The following is a 16,176-nucleotide window of genomic DNA, read 5'->3' on the forward strand; positions in this document are numbered from 1 at the left end:
ATGGAGGATTAAAACATGACAGACAAAAAGAAATTAGTACTAGTGGATGGAAACAGTCTCGCTTATCGAGCCTTTTTTGCTTTGCCGCTATTATCAAATGATAAAGGCGTCCATACAAATGCCATTTATGGATTTGCGATGATCTTAATGAAGATGCTCGAGGACGAGAAGCCAACCCATATGCTTGTCGCATTTGATGCGGGAAAAACAACGTTCCGCCACGAGACATTTAAAGAATATAAAGGCGGAAGACAAAAAACGCCGCCAGAGCTATCAGAACAAATGCCATTTATCCGTGAACTATTAGATGCCTATCAGGTGAAAAGGTACGAGCTTCCTCAATACGAGGCAGACGATATTATCGGGACATTGGCTGTGGAGGCAGAAAAAGACGGCTTTGAAGTCAAAATTTTCTCAGGAGATAAGGACTTAACGCAGCTTTCAACAGACCATACGACGGTAGCAATTACGAAAAAAGGCATTACAGAAGTTGAATATTACACACCGGCTCATATTGAAGAGAAATATGGCCTGCGCCCAGATCAAATCATCGATATGAAAGGTTTGATGGGAGATTCCTCAGATAATATCCCAGGGGTGCCAGGTGTAGGTGAAAAAACAGCGATTAAATTGTTAAAGCAGTTTGAAACGGTTGAAAACCTGCTTGAACATATTGACGAAGTCAGCGGGAAAAAACTCAAAGTAAAGCTTGAAGAATATAAAGAGCAGGCAGTGATGAGTAAAAAACTCGCAACGATTCTTGTAGAAGCGCCAATTGATGTATCAAGCAAGGATCTCGCATATGAAGGTCCTCATATGGATCAAGTGATCTCTCTTTATAAAGAACTAGGCTTTCAAACGCTGCTAGAACGTCTAGGAGAAGCACCAGAAACAGGTGAACAGGTCGAAGTAGAAGCATTAGAAGTGAAAAAAATGACCGAAGTAACGGATGAGATGCTGACAGATCATGCCGCCCTTGTGGTAGAACAGCTTGGAGATAATTATCATGAAGCAGATTTGATTGGTTTTGCGATCCATAATGAAAATGGTGCGTTTTTTATCACGAAAGAAGATGTGCTTCAATCAGATGCATTTAAACAATGGGTACAGGATGAAACGAAGAAGAAATGGGTCTTTGATTCAAAAAGAGCCGTTGTCGCCCTCAGATGGCATGATGTCGATCTAAAAGGTGTCGATAACGATGTTCTGCTTGCTTCCTATGTCGTCAACCCTCAGAAATCGTATGAGGACGTCGCAAGTGTGGCAAAGGAATACGGTCTCAACATCGCTCTTTCTGATGAAAAAGTGTACGGAAAAGGAGCAAAGCAGGCGATTCCACCTGAAGATGAACTGAAGGAACATCTTGGGCGAAAAGCAGCGGCGATCTCTGCTCTGCATGATTTAACACTTGAAGCGCTAGAAAAAAATGATCAACATGAACTATATGAAGACTTAGAGCTGCCGCTTGCCCTCATCTTAGGTGAAATGGAATCCCTTGGCGTAAAGGTAGATATTGAGCGCCTAGAGAAGATGGGTGAAGAGTTAACGAAAAAGCTGAAAGAATATGAAGAAACCATTCACCGCTTAGCAGGTGAAACGTTTAACATCAATTCTCCTAAACAGCTTGGCGTGATTCTTTTTGAAAAATTAGGCCTGCCGGTTATTAAAAAGACAAAGACGGGCTACTCGACATCTGCGGATGTTCTTGAAAAGCTTGAAGATAAGCACGAGATCATTCGGTCCATTCTGCATTACCGCCAAATTGGAAAGCTCCAATCGACCTATGTGGAAGGCTTAATGAAAGTAACGCGCAAGGATACCCATAAAGTGCATACACGATTTAATCAAGCGCTCACGCAAACAGGAAGACTAAGCTCAACAGATCCCAATCTGCAAAATATCCCGATTCGTTTAGAGGAAGGACGAAAGATTCGTCAAGCATTCGTCCCTTCAAAAGAAGGCTGGCTCATGTTTGCTGCTGACTATTCTCAAATTGAGCTGCGTGTACTCGCTCATATTTCTCAGGATGAGAATTTGATCGAAGCGTTTACGCAAGATATGGATATTCACACGAAGACAGCGATGGACGTGTTCCATGTCTCAGAAGAAGAAGTGACTTCCTCTATGAGAAGACAAGCCAAAGCTGTCAACTTTGGTATTGTATATGGGATCAGTGATTATGGGTTATCTCAAAACCTTGGGATCACAAGAAAAGAAGCAGCTGCCTTTATCGAACGCTATTTAACAAGCTTTAAAGGCGTGAAAACCTATATGGAAGAAATCGTGCAGGAAGCGAAACAAAAAGGATATGTCACGACGCTTCTCAAACGCAGAAGGTATATCCCGGATATCACAAGCCGTAATTTTAATATCAAAAGCTTTGCCGAACGAACAGCTATGAACACACCGATCCAAGGAAGTGCAGCTGATATTATTAAAAAAGCTATGATTGATATGGCGCGAAAGTTAAAAGAACAAAACTTGCAGGCAAATCTTTTATTACAGGTGCACGATGAACTGATCTTCGAAGCACCGAAAGAAGAAATTGCCATACTTGAAAAAATTGTCCCTGAAGTCATGGAAAATGCACTTCAGCTAGATGTGCCGCTAAAAGTTGATTTTGCTTCAGGGCCATCTTGGTACGACGCAAAATAATAGAGAGAGAAAAAGGAGCGAGGAGCATGCCGGAATTACCAGAAGTTGAAACCGTCCGGCGCACACTCAAGCGGTTAGTCGAAGGAAAAACGATTGAAACGGTCGATATCAAATGGCCAAATATCATCAAACGTCCTGGGGAGCCGGAAGAGTTCGCAAGAAGGATGGTAGGAGAAACGATACAAACCATTGAAAGAAGAGGAAAGTTCCTGCTCTTTCATTTAGACCACTACGTGATGGTCTCCCATTTAAGGATGGAAGGAAAATACCGTGTACATGAAGCGCATGAGCCATACGATAAACATGTTCACGTCGTCTTTACGTTTACAGACGGTACTGAGCTTCGGTACCATGATGTACGTAAATTTGGCACGATGCATTTATTTCAGCCGGGTGAAGAAGAAAAGGAACTCCCGCTTTCACAGCTGGGATATGAGCCTTTTGATGATCAATTCACTCCGGAATTTTTATGGGAGCAATTGAAAAAAACATCCCGTGTGGTCAAAACAGCGCTGCTTGATCAAAAGATTGTCGTGGGACTAGGTAATATTTATGTAGATGAGGTTTTGTTTAAAGCGGGCATTCATCCAGAAACAAAAGCGAATCAGCTCAGTCTTGAATCCTGTAAAGTGCTTCACAGGCATATTATCGATACACTTCAAGTGGCGGTAGATGCAGGAGGAAGCACGATTCGCTCATATATCAATTCACAAGGTGATATTGGAACATTTCAGCTGCAGCTTCTTGTGTATGACCGGCGGGGAGAGCCTTGTCAAACATGCGGAAGCATCATTGAGAAAACAGTAGTCGGAGGACGCGGCACTCATTTTTGTGTGACCTGCCAAAAACGTCCTCAATAAAAATCAGCCATCAGCATGCTTCCTTTTTGCTGTGCATACGATAAAAAGCATTCATTTTTCAGCAAGGTGTAGACTGACACACAGCCCACCTGCTCTTCATATAGTGAAGAAGAGTCTAAGGACGCCTAGAGACTCTTGATCATCGTTGCATGAACAGAAAGGAAGAGTTCAGGTATGATTTCGATTTCGCTCCTGTTTTTAGCTATTGCAGTCAGTATTGACAGCTTTTCTGTAGGCTTTACGTATGGACTTCGTAAAATGAAGATTCCATTTAAAGCGATTGTCATTATTGCATGCTGTTCAGGGATTGTGCTGCTCATTTCCATGCTGATTGGCAGCCTGCTGACGACATTCCTCCCTGTCTCAGTGACAGATAAACTTGGTGGAGGCATTTTGATCGCCATTGGACTTTGGGTTCTTTATCAATTTTACAAACCAGCGAAAGAGCGTGATTTGCTTCTTCATGAAAAGACATTGCTTAATGTGGAAGTGCAATCGCTTGGTCTTGTCATTCAAATTTTGCGAAAGCCGACAAGTGCAGATATTGACCGTTCTGGGACGATCAATGGAATAGAAGCGGTGCTTCTTGGGATTGCTTTATCCATTGATGCATTTGGCGCAGGGATTGGCGCTGCGATTCTAGGCTTTTCTCCAATTGTCATGAGTATCACTGTGGCCGTGATGAGCTCACTCTTTGTGTGTATTGGGCTCCGTTCTGGTCATTACTTGGCAAATTGGCGCTGGATCGATAAACTTGCATGCTTACCAGGGCTTCTGCTCATTTTAATTGGGGTGTGGAAGCTGTAAAGGAGGAAATCAATTGACGCTTGTCATTGGATTAACAGGTGGGATTGCTAGTGGAAAAAGCACCGTCTCGCAAATGATAAAAGAGCAAGGTATCCGCGTCGTGGACGCAGATGTCATTGCAAAAGAAGCGGTTGCCAAAGGAACACCAGCCCTTCATCAAATCGTTCAAACCTTTGGCGAGGATGTTCTCCTGCCAAATGGGGAGCTGAACCGGCAGCAGCTTGGAGCCATCATTTTTTCTGACGAAGAGAAAAGAAAGCAGTTGAATGCGATTGTTCATCCTGAAGTGAGAAAAGAAATGCTCAAACAGAGAGATGAAGGGGTTAGTCAGAAGGAAACCTTCGTCGTCCTCGATATCCCGCTTTTATTTGAAAGTCAGCTGGAAAGTCTCGTCGACCGCATCATTGTGGTGTATACAACGCCCGAATTGCAGCTGTCACGGCTCATGAATCGAAATGACCTCAGCGAGGAAGAAGCGCTGAATCGTATTCACTCTCAGCAGCCTCTTGAGGAGAAATGTAAAAAAGCAGACCGCGTGATAGAGAACACACAAGATCTCGCATTTATTAGAAGGCAATTGCAGAACATATTAAATGAATGGGAACATACAGATGAGTAAGAGTACATACACGTACTCTTCTTTTTTTATGCTTTATTCTGATTTCCTTTGAAAAGAACAGCCCTTTTTAGAAAATATACGTTTATATACTGGCAATTACATTCTAATGTGATATACTAATTTCATAAATAAATTTATTGAGTATAACACATAATAGAGGAGTGACCTGTTCATGAAGGTAAAAGCAGCGATCAATGGGTTTGGCAGAATTGGACGCATGGTCTTCAGAAAAGCAATGCTTGATGATCAAATTCAAATTGTAGCGGTGAACGCAAGCTATCCTGCCGAAACGCTAGCACATTTAATTAAATATGATACAAATCATGGACGTTACGAATGTGATGTGACAGCAGAAGATGACGCCTTGATTGTGAATGGCAAAAGAGTTCTTTTGCTTAATAATAGAGACCCAAAGCAGCTTCCATGGGGAGAGCTTGGGATTGATATCGTCATTGAAGCAACAGGTAAATTTAATTCAAAAGATCAAGCGATGGGCCATATAGATGCTGGAGCGAAAAAAGTCGTTCTAACAGCTCCAGGTAAAAATGAAGACATTACGATTGTAATGGGTGTCAATGAGGATGATCTTGATCCTGAAAAGCACGTCATTATTTCAAACGCATCTTGTACAACAAACTGTTTAGCACCAGTTGTGAAACTGTTAGATGATGAATTTGGCATCGACAATGGTTTAATGACAACGGTTCATGCTTATACAAATGATCAAAAAAATATCGATAACCCGCATAAGGATCTGCGCCGGGCGAGAGCATGTGCTCAGTCCATTATTCCAACTACGACGGGTGCCGCTAAAGCGCTTTCTTTAGTGCTTCCGCACATGAAAGGAAAATTGCACGGACTTGCACTCCGCGTACCAGTTTCCAATGTGTCGATGGTTGATCTTGTCGTTGACTTGAAAAAAGATGTGACAGCAGAAGAAGTCAATGCAGCCTTCTCGAATGCATCTAAAACATCTCTTGCCGGTATTTTAGATTACACAGATGAGCCGCTTGTCTCTACGGACTTTAACACAAACCCTTATTCAGCAGTCGTTGATGGACTGACAACGATGGTAATGGAAGGGAGAAAAGTGAAAGTTCTTGCATGGTATGACAATGAATGGGGCTATTCATGCCGAGTGGTTGATCTTGTGAAGTTTGTCGGCGCACAGATGAAAGAGCTGTCTGCTGTTTGAAATGAAGAAGACGATCGTCCCTTTTCAAGAAATGAGAGAAAATCCCACTAAAAACACAGCTTGCAAAATGGGTCTAAACAAAGTATACTATTTTTCGTGAACTTCTTGTTCGCAGACTCATTCGGGTATACTTAAAGGGTTAGGACCTCTTAGGACTAACTTTCCCCCGTGGTATATGTCCGGTCCGGCTGCTTAGAACTTCACTCTTTCATTCTTGTTTAAAGGGGGGTCCATGATGGAAACAATCGGACGTCACGTTATCTCCGAGCTATGGGGATGCGACTGTGATAAACTGAACGACATGGATTTTATTGAAAAAACGTTTGTAAATGCAGCTTTGAAATCAGGAGCTGAGGTAAGAGAGGTTGCTTTTCACAAATTTGCACCTCAAGGAGTAAGTGGAGTTGTCATTATTTCTGAATCTCATCTGACAATTCACAGCTTTCCTGAACATGGTTATGCGAGCATAGATGTTTATACTTGCGGCGACCTAGATCCGAATATTGCAGCAGATCATATCGGAGATGAATTAGGTGCTGAAACAAGAGAAAACATCGAAATTCCTCGAGGCATGGGACCTGTACAAGTGAAACAGGCACAAGCCAAAGCACTGTAAACATAAAAAAGATTGCAATGGGAGCTGGCCAAAAGCATTGAATGCCTTTGTGTTATGCTCCTTTTTATATTTATTTAATAAAAAATCCAACATTCCCCAGCTTGCCTATACTTTTGTTCTAGGAAAACAAAGGTTTTTTTTATAAAATAAAGAAAGAGGCATTATGGCAAAGGGGATACGTGTATGACTTTAAGGCAAAAGTTTAAACGGTTCATGTCAAACCATACAGAAACATCTGACGAGCATCCAGTGTTAGAACTGAAAAGCCATTACTACAAATCGACGAATGCACAAGTTTTTCAAGCGTTGGAAGCTATGCTTTCCCGAAGCGATTCCTATCAAGTGACATCTGTTTCAGCAGAACGAGGTGAAATCAGCGCAAACATACGATTGCCGAAAAAAGCCTTTCTCGTGGCGACTGTCATTTCAATTCGTCCTTTTGAAACAGCTGTCGATTTTAATGTAACAACAGAAACGGCCCTGCCAACAGATTTCGGCTATAGTCAAAAGACCGTTCTGTCCCTTTATGATGAACTAGACAAACAACTTCCAAGAATAGATCGGAGCTGATGAAATGAAATGTCCCACATGTCAGCACCTTGGCACAAGGGTGCTTGATTCAAGACCAGTAGATGAAGGGAAATCCATCCGTCGTAGAAGAGAGTGCGAAAGCTGCCAATATCGCTTTACGACGTTTGAAAAATTAGAAGAATTACCGCTGATTGTGGTGAAAAAAGAAGGGATTCGAGAAGAATTCAGCCGCGAAAAAATGCTGAGAGGACTCATCAAAGCGTGTGAAAAGCGTCCTGTCGCTTTAAAGCAGCTGGAGGATGTCTGCTTTAATATTGAAAAAGAACTGCGCAATCAAGGCATGTCAGAAGTGAAAAGCGAGCTTGTAGGTGAAATGGTCATGGACGAGCTGGCGAAAATTGATGAAGTGTCTTACGTCAGGTTTGCCTCGGTTTACCGGCAGTTTAAAGACATCAATGTCTTTATTGATGAATTAAAAGATCTATTAAAGAAAGAACGCTAAAAAGAGCTGGAGATTCTTCATGCTCTTTTTCCTGCGTAAAGCGTAAAACGCAAAAAGAGTGTACAATGGAAACAATCGCAATTCATGGGGAGGATCAGCATATGACAGAGCATTGGAAGGAAGTGCTAGCCGTCGATCCGTATGTCGTCAAAAGCGCTTCATTGCTCGGTGACATCGATAGACAGCTCATCACTCTTTTATATCAGCCGCTTATTGGCATGTCCGCTTTCAGCTTATACATGACGCTGTGGGGAGAGCTGGAACAAAATCGTATGTGGGGGAAACCTGCACCTCATCGGCAGCTCATGGTCATGCTGCAAACGAATTTAAATGATATTTTTGAGGAACGTTTAAAGCTTGAAGCGATCGGCTTACTCCGCACATATGAACAGGAAACGGAAGAAGGCAGACTGTTTACATATGAGCTTGTACCACCGCTAAGACCAGATGAATTTTTCCAAGATGGTATGCTGAATGTTCTGCTGTACCATCGTGTAGAGAAAGCAAAATATATGCAGCTTCGCGATTATTTCTCTTATCCGGGTGTTCCTGCAGAAGCAAAGAATATTTCACGGTCGTTCGAAGAAGTGTTTCACGTATTGCAGCCAGGCGAGCGCAAGATGACAGAAGAAATTCATCAGGCGTCATCGCTTGATCAAGGCTATGAATATGTGACCGTTGGATCGAGTCAGCCGGCACCGCTCTCGGACGAATCCTTTGATTTCGATCTATTATTAGCGGGTATGTCTGACATGATGATTCCAAGAAAGGCTTTGACAAAGCAGGTAAAAGAAACAATTAAGAAGTTAGCTGTTGTATACGGCATCACCCCGCTTCAAATGCAAAATATTGTAGCAGGTGCATGCGGTTCGGATCAAATGATCTCAACAGAAGAGCTGAGAAAAGCAGCAAGAGACTGGTACCAAATTGAATACAGAGGCGAACAGCCAAAACTGATTGATCAAAAACAGCCAAGACACTTGCGCCAAGATGCTTCAAAGACGCCAGCGGCAGATACTCCAGATGCAAAATTGATTGAAAAGCTGGATCATATTTCGCCTAGGGAGCTGCTAAAAGACATGGCAGATGGCATTGAGCCAACGTATGCCGACTTAAGAATTGTCGAAGATATCATGCTCGAGCAGCAGCTAGAGCCAGGTGTCATGAATGTTCTCATCTACTATACATTACTCAAAACAGATATGAAGCTGTCGAAAACATATATGCAAAAAATCGCCGCTCATTGGGTGAGAAAGAAAATCAAAACCGTTGCTGCGGCCATGAAAATTGCCAAAGAAGAGAACAGACAAATGACAGAGTGGGCGCAGCAGAAAAAGCAGCGCAGCCCATATGGTTCAGGAAAAGTCGTCCGGGAAGAGAAACTGCCTGACTGGATGAAAGAAACCGAAACAAAAGAACAGCCAGCAAAAGAGCAAACGCACAATCTGTCTACAGAAGACCTTGAACGAGAAAAAGAAAAACTGTTAGATCAGTTTAAAAATATGAAAAAGTACAATGCACATTAAGGTGAGGTGAGATGGGATGAAACCGATCGGTCGTTCATTTGAACAGCTAAAAGGACGAGTAGATTTTCGCGTGAGATACAATCAGATTAAAGAAAGTGTGTTGTCTGATGAAGATGTGAAGGTCTTTTTACAGAAGCATCAAGAAGAGATACATGAAGACATGATCAATCGCAGTTTGAACCGGCTCTTTGAATATGTGCAGCAGTCGAAGGGCTGCTCTTACTGCTTAGATGACGAAAACGTCAATGCCATTTTAGATGGGTATCACCCGAAGCTTGTGATCAAAGGTCAGAGTATTGATATTGAATATTCCCCTTGCCCAGTCAAGCTCCGGCTCGATAGACAGAAAAAACAGCAAGAGCTGATGAAAAGCATGTATATTCCGCAAAATGTCCTTCAAGCGACGTTCGCTGATCTGAACGTTGTGGGAAGACAAGAGGTCATCCAAAAAGTAGGTCAATTCCTCCAAAGCTATGATGAGACTGGAAAAGGAAAAGGCTTGTATTTACACGGAAAGTTTGGAGTAGGAAAAACGTATATACTAGCAGCTATTGCGCAGCAGCTAGCGGAGAAAGAATACCCATCTCTCCTTGTTTACGTGCCTGAATTTGTGAGAGAGTTAAAAAATTCATTAGCTGATCATACGCTAGAAGAAAAGCTGAATATGGTTAAATCCACTCCTATTTTAATGCTTGATGATATTGGGGCAGAATCGATGACAAGCTGGGTGCGGGATGAACTGCTCGGTACAATCTTACAATACCGTATGGCAGAGCAGCTGCCGACATTTTTCTCTTCTAATTTCTCACCAAACGAGCTGAAGCATCACTTTACGTACTCACAGCGGGGGGAAAAAGAAGAGGTCAAAGCCGCTCGTTTAATGGAACGGATTCTCTATTTAGCAGAGCCTGTCTTGCTCGAAGGAGAAAACCGCCGTCATTTATAAAAGCGTATGTCACCTGAAGGAGGAGCAAATGAAATGAACAAAAGAAAATGGCTGCTTTTTCTTGTGATTGGCATTCTTGCTGCTGCGCTGTGGTGGCTGAATAAACAGCATCTTCAGCTGGCGCCGAAAGATGTGAAGAATTGGGTGCTTCAATTTGGGATGCTGGCTCCTTTTGTTTTTCTTTTCCTATCTCTTTTCCGCCCGTTTGTTCTCGTCCCGATTACGGTCTTTTCCCTGGCAGCAGGTTTGGCATTCGGCAGTGTCCTTGGGACGATTTATGCCCTCATTGGAGCGACAGCCGGGGCAACAGGCTCTTTCATGATTGCTTCAACCTTTCGTGCAAAAAAGAAGGAAACGGAATCAAACAGCCGGAAGCTGAAAGCGGTGACGTCCCGCATACAGGAGCATGGATTTCTTTATATTTTGTTATTGCGTATTGCACCGATTCACTTTGATTTTGTCAGCTATGCGGCAGCTGCTTCACGTGCAAATTATCGTGCATTTGTGGCAGCCACCTTTTTAGGCTTAATACCGGGTACAATTGCGTTAAATGTTCTCGGCTCAAGCTTTGTCAGCGGCAATTATGCTGCCTTAGCGGTTGTTTGTTTGATTTATTTGATCTTTATCTCTGTTCCACTCATTTTAAAAAGAAAGATGCCTGATTTATTTTAGGCGTCTATTTTTTATGTTCCCCCCATATATATGTAACAGATGTCGTTAGGGGGGACAAACATGCTTGAAATAATCTTTGAAGATGAATATGATACCGCCGCTTTTTTACATCTTGCTGAACACTTGGACAGTCGGCATCACATGTCAATTCAACAAGGGAAAGACCGGCTTCTCATAGAGGCGAAGGAATCCGAAGAAGCACTTGAGCACATTGTGCGGCCATTATTGGTTCACTTTTTTTTGGAATGCAAAGAAAATGAGCGCATGCGCAGCATCCTTGAAAACACCTATTTGTTTAAAGATCCCGAAGAGCAGCACCAAATTCTTTCCATCGCACACAGTATCATGAACGGGGACTTAGATGATATTCCCGGCATTCAGCAAGACCCGTCAAGAGAAGCCCTTTTAAAAAAGGAGCTTGAGGCGATTTCTTTACAGCAAGGTGTTTTTTCAATTGGTTCATTTATGACATTTAGGCTGTCAGAGTATGACCGAAGGCTGAAGAACTATGTTGAAGTGTCCATTGAAGAATACAAAATGGAGCAGGAGTATCAAAATTTCATTCAATCGCTTCGAGACTATGTGATGGCAAGAGAGCCTAGGCTCGAAAAAGTACATGTTGTGCATCAGGACCGCCTGGTGATTTGGGAATTTCGCTACGCTTCTGACCGTGATCAAAAACAATACATAGACAGACAGTTTGTAAGAGAGCATCCAATGTATATTGATTCGCAGCTGATTGCACCGCTTGTTTCCATTGCACCGCAAAAAATTGACCTATTTACAAATGATACAGGTCACTCGATGGTGCAAACCATTCAAAATATTTTTCAAGAAAGAGTTGAGGTGTTCCCGTCTCATTCATTCCAAGAGCAGAATGTTCAATTTGTACATGCTCATTTCAACAAGAAAAGTGAAAAGCTTTCTTGATTTTCACGAAAAAACGTTTTATAATACGGTGTAACTTCATACAGAGACCGTATTGATAAGGACATGAACAAATGAACACCCGCTTAAAGAGAGGGAAGCCGCGGCTGAAAGCTTCCTAGCAGAGGACCATTTGCTTTACCACCTTTGAACATCAGCTGTGAACTTTTTAGTAATGGCTGACGGGAATTCCCGTTATCGAAACACAAGCCGTATTTGCTTATGAAAAAGCAAGCTGCAAATACGGGAAAAAGGGTGGAACCACGATTCCGTTTATTCAACCTCGTCCCTTTCCAGGGGGCGGGGTTTTTATATTGCCAAAAAAAGGAGTGACCAGAGATGTCAGAACAAATTCAACTTACATTTCCAGATGGAGCAGTCAAGGAGTTTGACAAAACAGCTACAACAGAAGACATCGCGGCATCAATTAGCCCGGGCCTAAAGAAAAAAGCACTTGCCGGTAAATTGAACGGTAAAGAAATAGATCTGCGTACGCCGCTATTAGAAAGTGGAACAATCGAGATCATCACAGATAAAAGTGAAGAAGCACTCGATATTATGCGCCACAGCACAGCACATTTGCTAGCGCAGGCGATCAAACGCCTGTATGGAAAAGAGCATCACGTTCAGTTTGGCGTAGGTCCTGTCATCGAAAATGGTTTCTACTACGATGTGGACATTGATGTTGCCATCACACCTGAAGACTTACCAAAGATTGAAAAAGAAATGAAGAAAATCATTAACAGCAATCTGCCAATTGAGCGAATTGAAGTATCAAGAGAAGAAGCGAAAAAACGCTTTGAAGCGATTGGTGATGAATTGAAGCTTGAACTGTTAGAGGCGATTCCAGAAGGTGAAGCTGTGACGATTTATGAGCAGGGTGAATTCTTTGACCTCTGCCGCGGGATTCACTTGCCGTCTACAGGGAAAATCAAAGAGTTTAAACTGTTAAGCCTTGCCGGTGCATACTGGAGAGGTGACAGTAACAACCAAATGCTTCAGCGTATTTACGGAACAGCTTTCTTCAGCAAAGAAGATTTAAATGAGCACTTACGTCTGCTGGAAGAAGCGAAAGAACGCGATCACCGTAAGCTTGGAAAAGAGCTGAAACTGTTTGCGAATTCCCAAAAGGTTGGTCAAGGTCTTCCGCTTTGGCTGCCAAAAGGCGCTACAATCCGCCGCGTCATTGAGCGTTACATTGTCGATAAAGAAGTGCGTCTTGGCTATGAACATGTGTACACACCAGTTCTTGCGAGTGTTGAATTGTATAAAACATCAGGACACTGGGCGCATTATCAAGAAGACATGTTCCCAGTAATGGAAATGGACAACGAAGATCTTGTTCTTCGTCCGATGAACTGTCCGCATCATATGATGATTTACAAAAACGAGCCGCACAGCTATCGCGAATTGCCAATTCGTATTGCAGAGCTTGGTACAATGCACCGCTATGAAATGTCAGGTGCTTTATCCGGCCTTCAGCGTGTTCGCGGTATGACATTAAACGATGCACACATCTTTGTTCGTCCAGATCAAATCAAAGACGAGTTCATCCGTACAGTTCGCTTAATTGAAGAAGTGTATCAAGACTTTGGCTTGAATGACTACACATTCCGCTTATCTTATCGTGATCCAGAAGATACTGAGAAGTATTTCGATGACGATGCGATGTGGAATAAAGCACAATCGATGCTGAAGGATGCAATGGACGAGCTTGGTCACGACTACTATGAAGCTGAAGGCGAAGCGGCATTTTATGGGCCGAAGCTTGATGTACAAGTGAAGACAGCTCTTGGAAAAGAAGAGACATTATCCACTGTACAGCTTGATTTCTTACTACCAGAACGCTTTGATCTCACATATATCGGAGAAGATGGAAAGCACCATCGTCCAGTCGTCATTCATAGGGGCGTTGTTTCTACAATGGAACGCTTTGTTGCCTTCTTAATTGAAGAGTACAAAGGAGCCCTTCCAACATGGCTGGCACCTGTACAATTCCAAGTCATCCCAGTTTCACCGTCTGTTCATTTAGACTATGCGAAAAAAGTACAAGAACGTTTGCAGCTTGAAGGTCTTCGTGTAGAGCTTGACAGCCGCGATGAAAAAATTGGGTACAAAATTAGAGAAGCGCAAATGCAAAAGATTCCGTACATGCTTGTCGTCGGAGATCAAGAAGCAGAAAATGGCGCTGTCAATGTAAGAAAATACGGGGAACAAGATTCAGAAACAATGGATCTTGAAGCCTTTGTGAAACATGCAGTAGCAGAAGCAAAGAAATAATAAGCACAGCCAGTGATTCTCTTTAGGTCACTGGCTTTTTCTTTTTGGAGAACACCTCCACTAGTGATCCAATTCCTAAAAAGAGACGTTTAGATAGTACAAAAGTAAGGGTAAGTATGTACTATTGGTTCGAGACAAATTGGGGGAATGAAAGCGATGATGCAAACAACAAACAATTTATCGTCACATGTATTGAAGCAATCAGCTGTTCTTCGTGCATTAGAGCACTCGCTGGCAATGATTGAATTTAATGTGACAGGTGAAGTTCTATGGGTGAACGATATTTTTGCAAAAGCCATGGGATATTCTAAAGAAGAGATGATCGGTCTTAAACATAGACAGTTCTGTCCTCCGCATATTACCGAACACACGAGCTATCACATGTTTTGGAAGCGTTTGAGAGAAGGTCAAGTCTTTCAGGAAAAAGTGCAGCGGATCACAAAAAACGGCAGCACCTTATGGCTTGAAGCGACATATTCACCTGTTCAAGATGAAGAAGGAACTGTAGTGGGTGTTGTGAAAGTGGCAACAGATATTACGGAGAGAGAACATACAATGAAGCAAGTCGTAGAAGACTTAAAGGAGATGTCTGCAAAATTAATGGAACGAGCAGAAGTTGGCATTCAGCATAGTCAAAGTGTCAATGCCTCCTTTGATCATATAGCAAACGAAACCGATCAAAATATGAGCTTGCTAAAAGGATTAACCGAGCAGGTAGAGTCCATCAGCTCCATTGCTGCAAGCATTAACAGCATTTCTTCACAAACCCAGTTGCTCGCCTTAAATGCGGCAATAGAAGCGGCACATGCGGGTTCCTATGGAAATGGCTTTAGTGTAGTGGCAGCAGAAATTCGAAAGCTAGCGACAAATTCAAAAGAAGCGATCGTCAAGGTAGATCAATATGTGAAGGCGATCCATGCAGAAGTAGAGAAAGTCAGCAGCGGAACAAGCCGGGCAAAGACAACCGTGTTTACTAACCGGGATCTTGTAAAGCAGGCAAGTGAGGAATTCATTATTGTAGGAGAAGCAGCACGCGGCTTAGACCGGCAAGCGCAAAGTCTAGCGGCAATCATTTAGCTCTAAGAATACAAAAACACCCAATCTCGTCAGGAGAAGGGTGTTTTTTGTTCTATTTTAATATATCAAACAATTCATGTAAGTCTTTGATTTTGTAATCAGGCATCACATCTGTTTCATTTTTCTTGTCATGGCGATTGATCCAAACCGTTTGGATACCAACGCGAGATGCGCCGAGAATATCTGTTTTTGGATTATCTCCAACCATGATCACTTCGTCTTTTGTTAAGTTTAACAGCTCAAGGCAATGCTCAAAGATACCAGGATCGGGTTTGCCTTTTCCATAATCTCCTGAAATCACAATTTCGTTAAAATAAGGGGCAAGCTCAGGAACACCTGCCAGTTTTTCCTTTTGAAGGCTAGGATCTCCGTTTGTTAAAAGGAGCAATTCGTAGCTGCCTTTCAGGCGGTTTAAAACAGGGTATGTTTCTTCATAGACATATGGGCGTTTTCTGCGTTCTGCTGCAAAGAAATCAGCCAAATATTGTCCAAATGCCTCATCGTCAATTCCCGCTGTCTTTAAGCCGTTGGTCCAAGCGTTTTTACGATACTCTGGTGCAATGGCGTTCAGCTTCTGAAAGCCTTCGCTAATCGGTTCACTAAAATTGGACCATAGTCCTTCGAAAGGATTAATGCCGATCATGACAGTATAATCATATGTTTCATAGGAAGAGTACAGCTTTCTAGCTTCTTCACGTACAATCTGTTCAAACGATTCTGGATCAAGTCCATATTTCTTTTCCGCTTCCCGGCAAGTTTCCTGAAAAGTTGTGTGAATGCTTTTTTCGTCCCAAAGCAAAGTATCATCTAAATCGAAAAATACGGCTTTCATGATCTTCTCCCTTGTTATGTATGTGTTACCTTCAATTGCAAGTGTCAGGCTCATGTTCATTTTACAATAGAAGAAGGGGGCGATAAAGAAAAGATTTGAGAGATCTTTGATCATTGACCGCACATGATAGA

Annotated in this window: 15 protein-coding genes and 1 other annotated feature; of the genes, 14 read left to right on the forward strand and 1 reads right to left on the reverse strand. The window is 42.5% G+C overall.

Translation table 11 applies throughout. The features are described from left to right. Window positions 1-15: 15 nt before the first annotated feature. From polA to AAZR19_RS04200, 14 genes are all read left to right on the forward strand, one after another. Window positions 16-2,655: a DNA polymerase I gene (polA, locus tag AAZR19_RS04135; protein WP_434702387.1), complete on the forward strand. Its 2,640-nt coding sequence runs from the start codon at window positions 16-18 to the stop codon at window positions 2,653-2,655. 26 nt (window positions 2,656-2,681) lie between these two features. Continuing rightward, window positions 2,682-3,515, forward strand: coding sequence for a DNA-formamidopyrimidine glycosylase (mutM, locus tag AAZR19_RS04140; protein ID WP_076840307.1), 834 nt, complete (start codon window positions 2,682-2,684; stop codon window positions 3,513-3,515). Between the two features lie 174 nt (window positions 3,516-3,689). Beyond that, on the forward strand, window positions 3,690-4,322 hold the full coding sequence (gene ytaF / locus AAZR19_RS04145) for a sporulation membrane protein YtaF (protein WP_034279660.1): 633 nt from the start codon (window positions 3,690-3,692) through the stop codon (window positions 4,320-4,322). 13 nt (window positions 4,323-4,335) lie between these two features. After that, window positions 4,336-4,941 carry a dephospho-CoA kinase gene (gene coaE / locus AAZR19_RS04150; RefSeq protein WP_041107206.1) on the forward strand — a complete coding sequence of 202 codons (606 nt, stop codon included), beginning with the start codon at window positions 4,336-4,338 and terminating at the stop codon, window positions 4,939-4,941. Window positions 4,942-5,113: 172 nt separating this feature from the next. Beyond that, a complete protein-coding gene (locus tag AAZR19_RS04155) occupies window positions 5,114-6,136 on the forward strand; it encodes a glyceraldehyde-3-phosphate dehydrogenase (RefSeq protein ID WP_024425707.1) in 1,023 nt (340 codons plus the stop codon). A 235-nt stretch (window positions 6,137-6,371) separates the two neighbouring features. Then, window positions 6,372-6,752, forward strand: a complete 381-nt coding sequence (gene speD, locus AAZR19_RS04160) for an adenosylmethionine decarboxylase (RefSeq protein WP_003216492.1) — start codon at window positions 6,372-6,374, stop codon at window positions 6,750-6,752. 183 nt (window positions 6,753-6,935) lie between these two features. Then, on the forward strand, window positions 6,936-7,322 hold the full coding sequence (locus AAZR19_RS04165) for a cytosolic protein (RefSeq protein ID WP_076840308.1): 387 nt from the start codon (window positions 6,936-6,938) through the stop codon (window positions 7,320-7,322). 4 nt (window positions 7,323-7,326) lie between these two features. Beyond that, entirely contained in the window at window positions 7,327-7,785 is a 459-nt protein-coding gene (gene nrdR / locus AAZR19_RS04170; RefSeq protein ID WP_003216720.1) for a transcriptional regulator NrdR, read from the forward strand. Between the two features lie 101 nt (window positions 7,786-7,886). Beyond that, complete coding sequence (locus AAZR19_RS04175; protein WP_163114947.1) at window positions 7,887-9,311, forward strand: replication initiation and membrane attachment family protein; 1,425 nt, start codon at window positions 7,887-7,889, stop codon at window positions 9,309-9,311. Between the two features lie 16 nt (window positions 9,312-9,327). Then, window positions 9,328-10,257 carry a primosomal protein DnaI gene (gene dnaI / locus AAZR19_RS04180; protein ID WP_125587151.1) on the forward strand — a complete coding sequence of 310 codons (930 nt, stop codon included), beginning with the start codon at window positions 9,328-9,330 and terminating at the stop codon, window positions 10,255-10,257. A gap of 33 nt (window positions 10,258-10,290) precedes the next feature. Beyond that, window positions 10,291-10,929 (forward strand): TVP38/TMEM64 family protein, encoded by a 639-nt coding sequence (locus AAZR19_RS04185; RefSeq protein ID WP_034280725.1) that lies wholly within the window; start codon window positions 10,291-10,293, stop codon window positions 10,927-10,929. A gap of 60 nt (window positions 10,930-10,989) precedes the next feature. Further along, window positions 10,990-11,859, forward strand: coding sequence for a putative sporulation protein YtxC (ytxC, locus tag AAZR19_RS04190; RefSeq protein WP_041107203.1), 870 nt, complete (start codon window positions 10,990-10,992; stop codon window positions 11,857-11,859). A 43-nt stretch (window positions 11,860-11,902) separates the two neighbouring features. After that, window positions 11,903-12,150 (forward strand) — a binding site (T-box leader). Between the two features lie 45 nt (window positions 12,151-12,195). Then, the gene (thrS, locus tag AAZR19_RS04195; RefSeq protein ID WP_024426134.1) at window positions 12,196-14,136 is read left to right on the forward strand and encodes a threonine--tRNA ligase; all 1,941 of its coding nucleotides are present in this window, start codon (window positions 12,196-12,198) and stop codon (window positions 14,134-14,136) included. A gap of 156 nt (window positions 14,137-14,292) precedes the next feature. Then, window positions 14,293-15,213 carry a methyl-accepting chemotaxis protein gene (locus AAZR19_RS04200; RefSeq protein WP_076840310.1) on the forward strand — a complete coding sequence of 307 codons (921 nt, stop codon included), beginning with the start codon at window positions 14,293-14,295 and terminating at the stop codon, window positions 15,211-15,213. A gap of 52 nt (window positions 15,214-15,265) precedes the next feature. On the opposite strand, the gene AAZR19_RS04205 is transcribed toward AAZR19_RS04200, so the two are convergent. Then, the gene (locus AAZR19_RS04205) at window positions 15,266-16,045 is read right to left on the reverse strand and encodes an HAD family hydrolase (protein ID WP_434702393.1); all 780 of its coding nucleotides are present in this window, start codon (window positions 16,043-16,045) and stop codon (window positions 15,266-15,268) included. Window positions 16,046-16,176 lie beyond the last annotated feature (131 nt).

Source organism: Bacillus sp. Je.9.29.b (assembly GCF_051129925.1).
GTDB classification, from domain to species: domain Bacteria; phylum Bacillota; class Bacilli; order Bacillales; family Bacillaceae; genus Bacillus; species Bacillus safensis.

Bases quoted from the DNA above. Each gene is read 5' to 3' on its own strand.
- AAZR19_RS04205 (WP_434702393.1), bottom strand. From the start codon at position 16,045: ATGAAAGCCGTATTTTTCGATTTAGATGATACTTTGCTTTGGGACGAA.
- nrdR (WP_003216720.1), top strand. From the start codon at position 7,327: ATGAAATGTCCCACATGTCAGCACCTTGGCACAAGGGTGCTTGATTCA.
- AAZR19_RS04155 (WP_024425707.1), top strand. From the start codon at position 5,114: ATGAAGGTAAAAGCAGCGATCAATGGGTTTGGCAGAATTGGACGCATG.
- dnaI (WP_125587151.1), top strand. From the start codon at position 9,328: ATGAAACCGATCGGTCGTTCATTTGAACAGCTAAAAGGACGAGTAGAT.
- AAZR19_RS04200 (WP_076840310.1), top strand. From the start codon at position 14,293: ATGATGCAAACAACAAACAATTTATCGTCACATGTATTGAAGCAATCA.
- AAZR19_RS04165 (WP_076840308.1), top strand. From the start codon at position 6,936: ATGACTTTAAGGCAAAAGTTTAAACGGTTCATGTCAAACCATACAGAA.
- thrS (WP_024426134.1), top strand. From the start codon at position 12,196: ATGTCAGAACAAATTCAACTTACATTTCCAGATGGAGCAGTCAAGGAG.
- AAZR19_RS04185 (WP_034280725.1), top strand. From the start codon at position 10,291: ATGAACAAAAGAAAATGGCTGCTTTTTCTTGTGATTGGCATTCTTGCT.
- speD (WP_003216492.1), top strand. From the start codon at position 6,372: ATGGAAACAATCGGACGTCACGTTATCTCCGAGCTATGGGGATGCGAC.
- polA (WP_434702387.1), top strand. From the start codon at position 16: ATGACAGACAAAAAGAAATTAGTACTAGTGGATGGAAACAGTCTCGCT.
- ytaF (WP_034279660.1), top strand. From the start codon at position 3,690: ATGATTTCGATTTCGCTCCTGTTTTTAGCTATTGCAGTCAGTATTGAC.
- ytxC (WP_041107203.1), top strand. From the start codon at position 10,990: ATGCTTGAAATAATCTTTGAAGATGAATATGATACCGCCGCTTTTTTA.
- mutM (WP_076840307.1), top strand. From the start codon at position 2,682: ATGCCGGAATTACCAGAAGTTGAAACCGTCCGGCGCACACTCAAGCGG.
- AAZR19_RS04175 (WP_163114947.1), top strand. From the start codon at position 7,887: ATGACAGAGCATTGGAAGGAAGTGCTAGCCGTCGATCCGTATGTCGTC.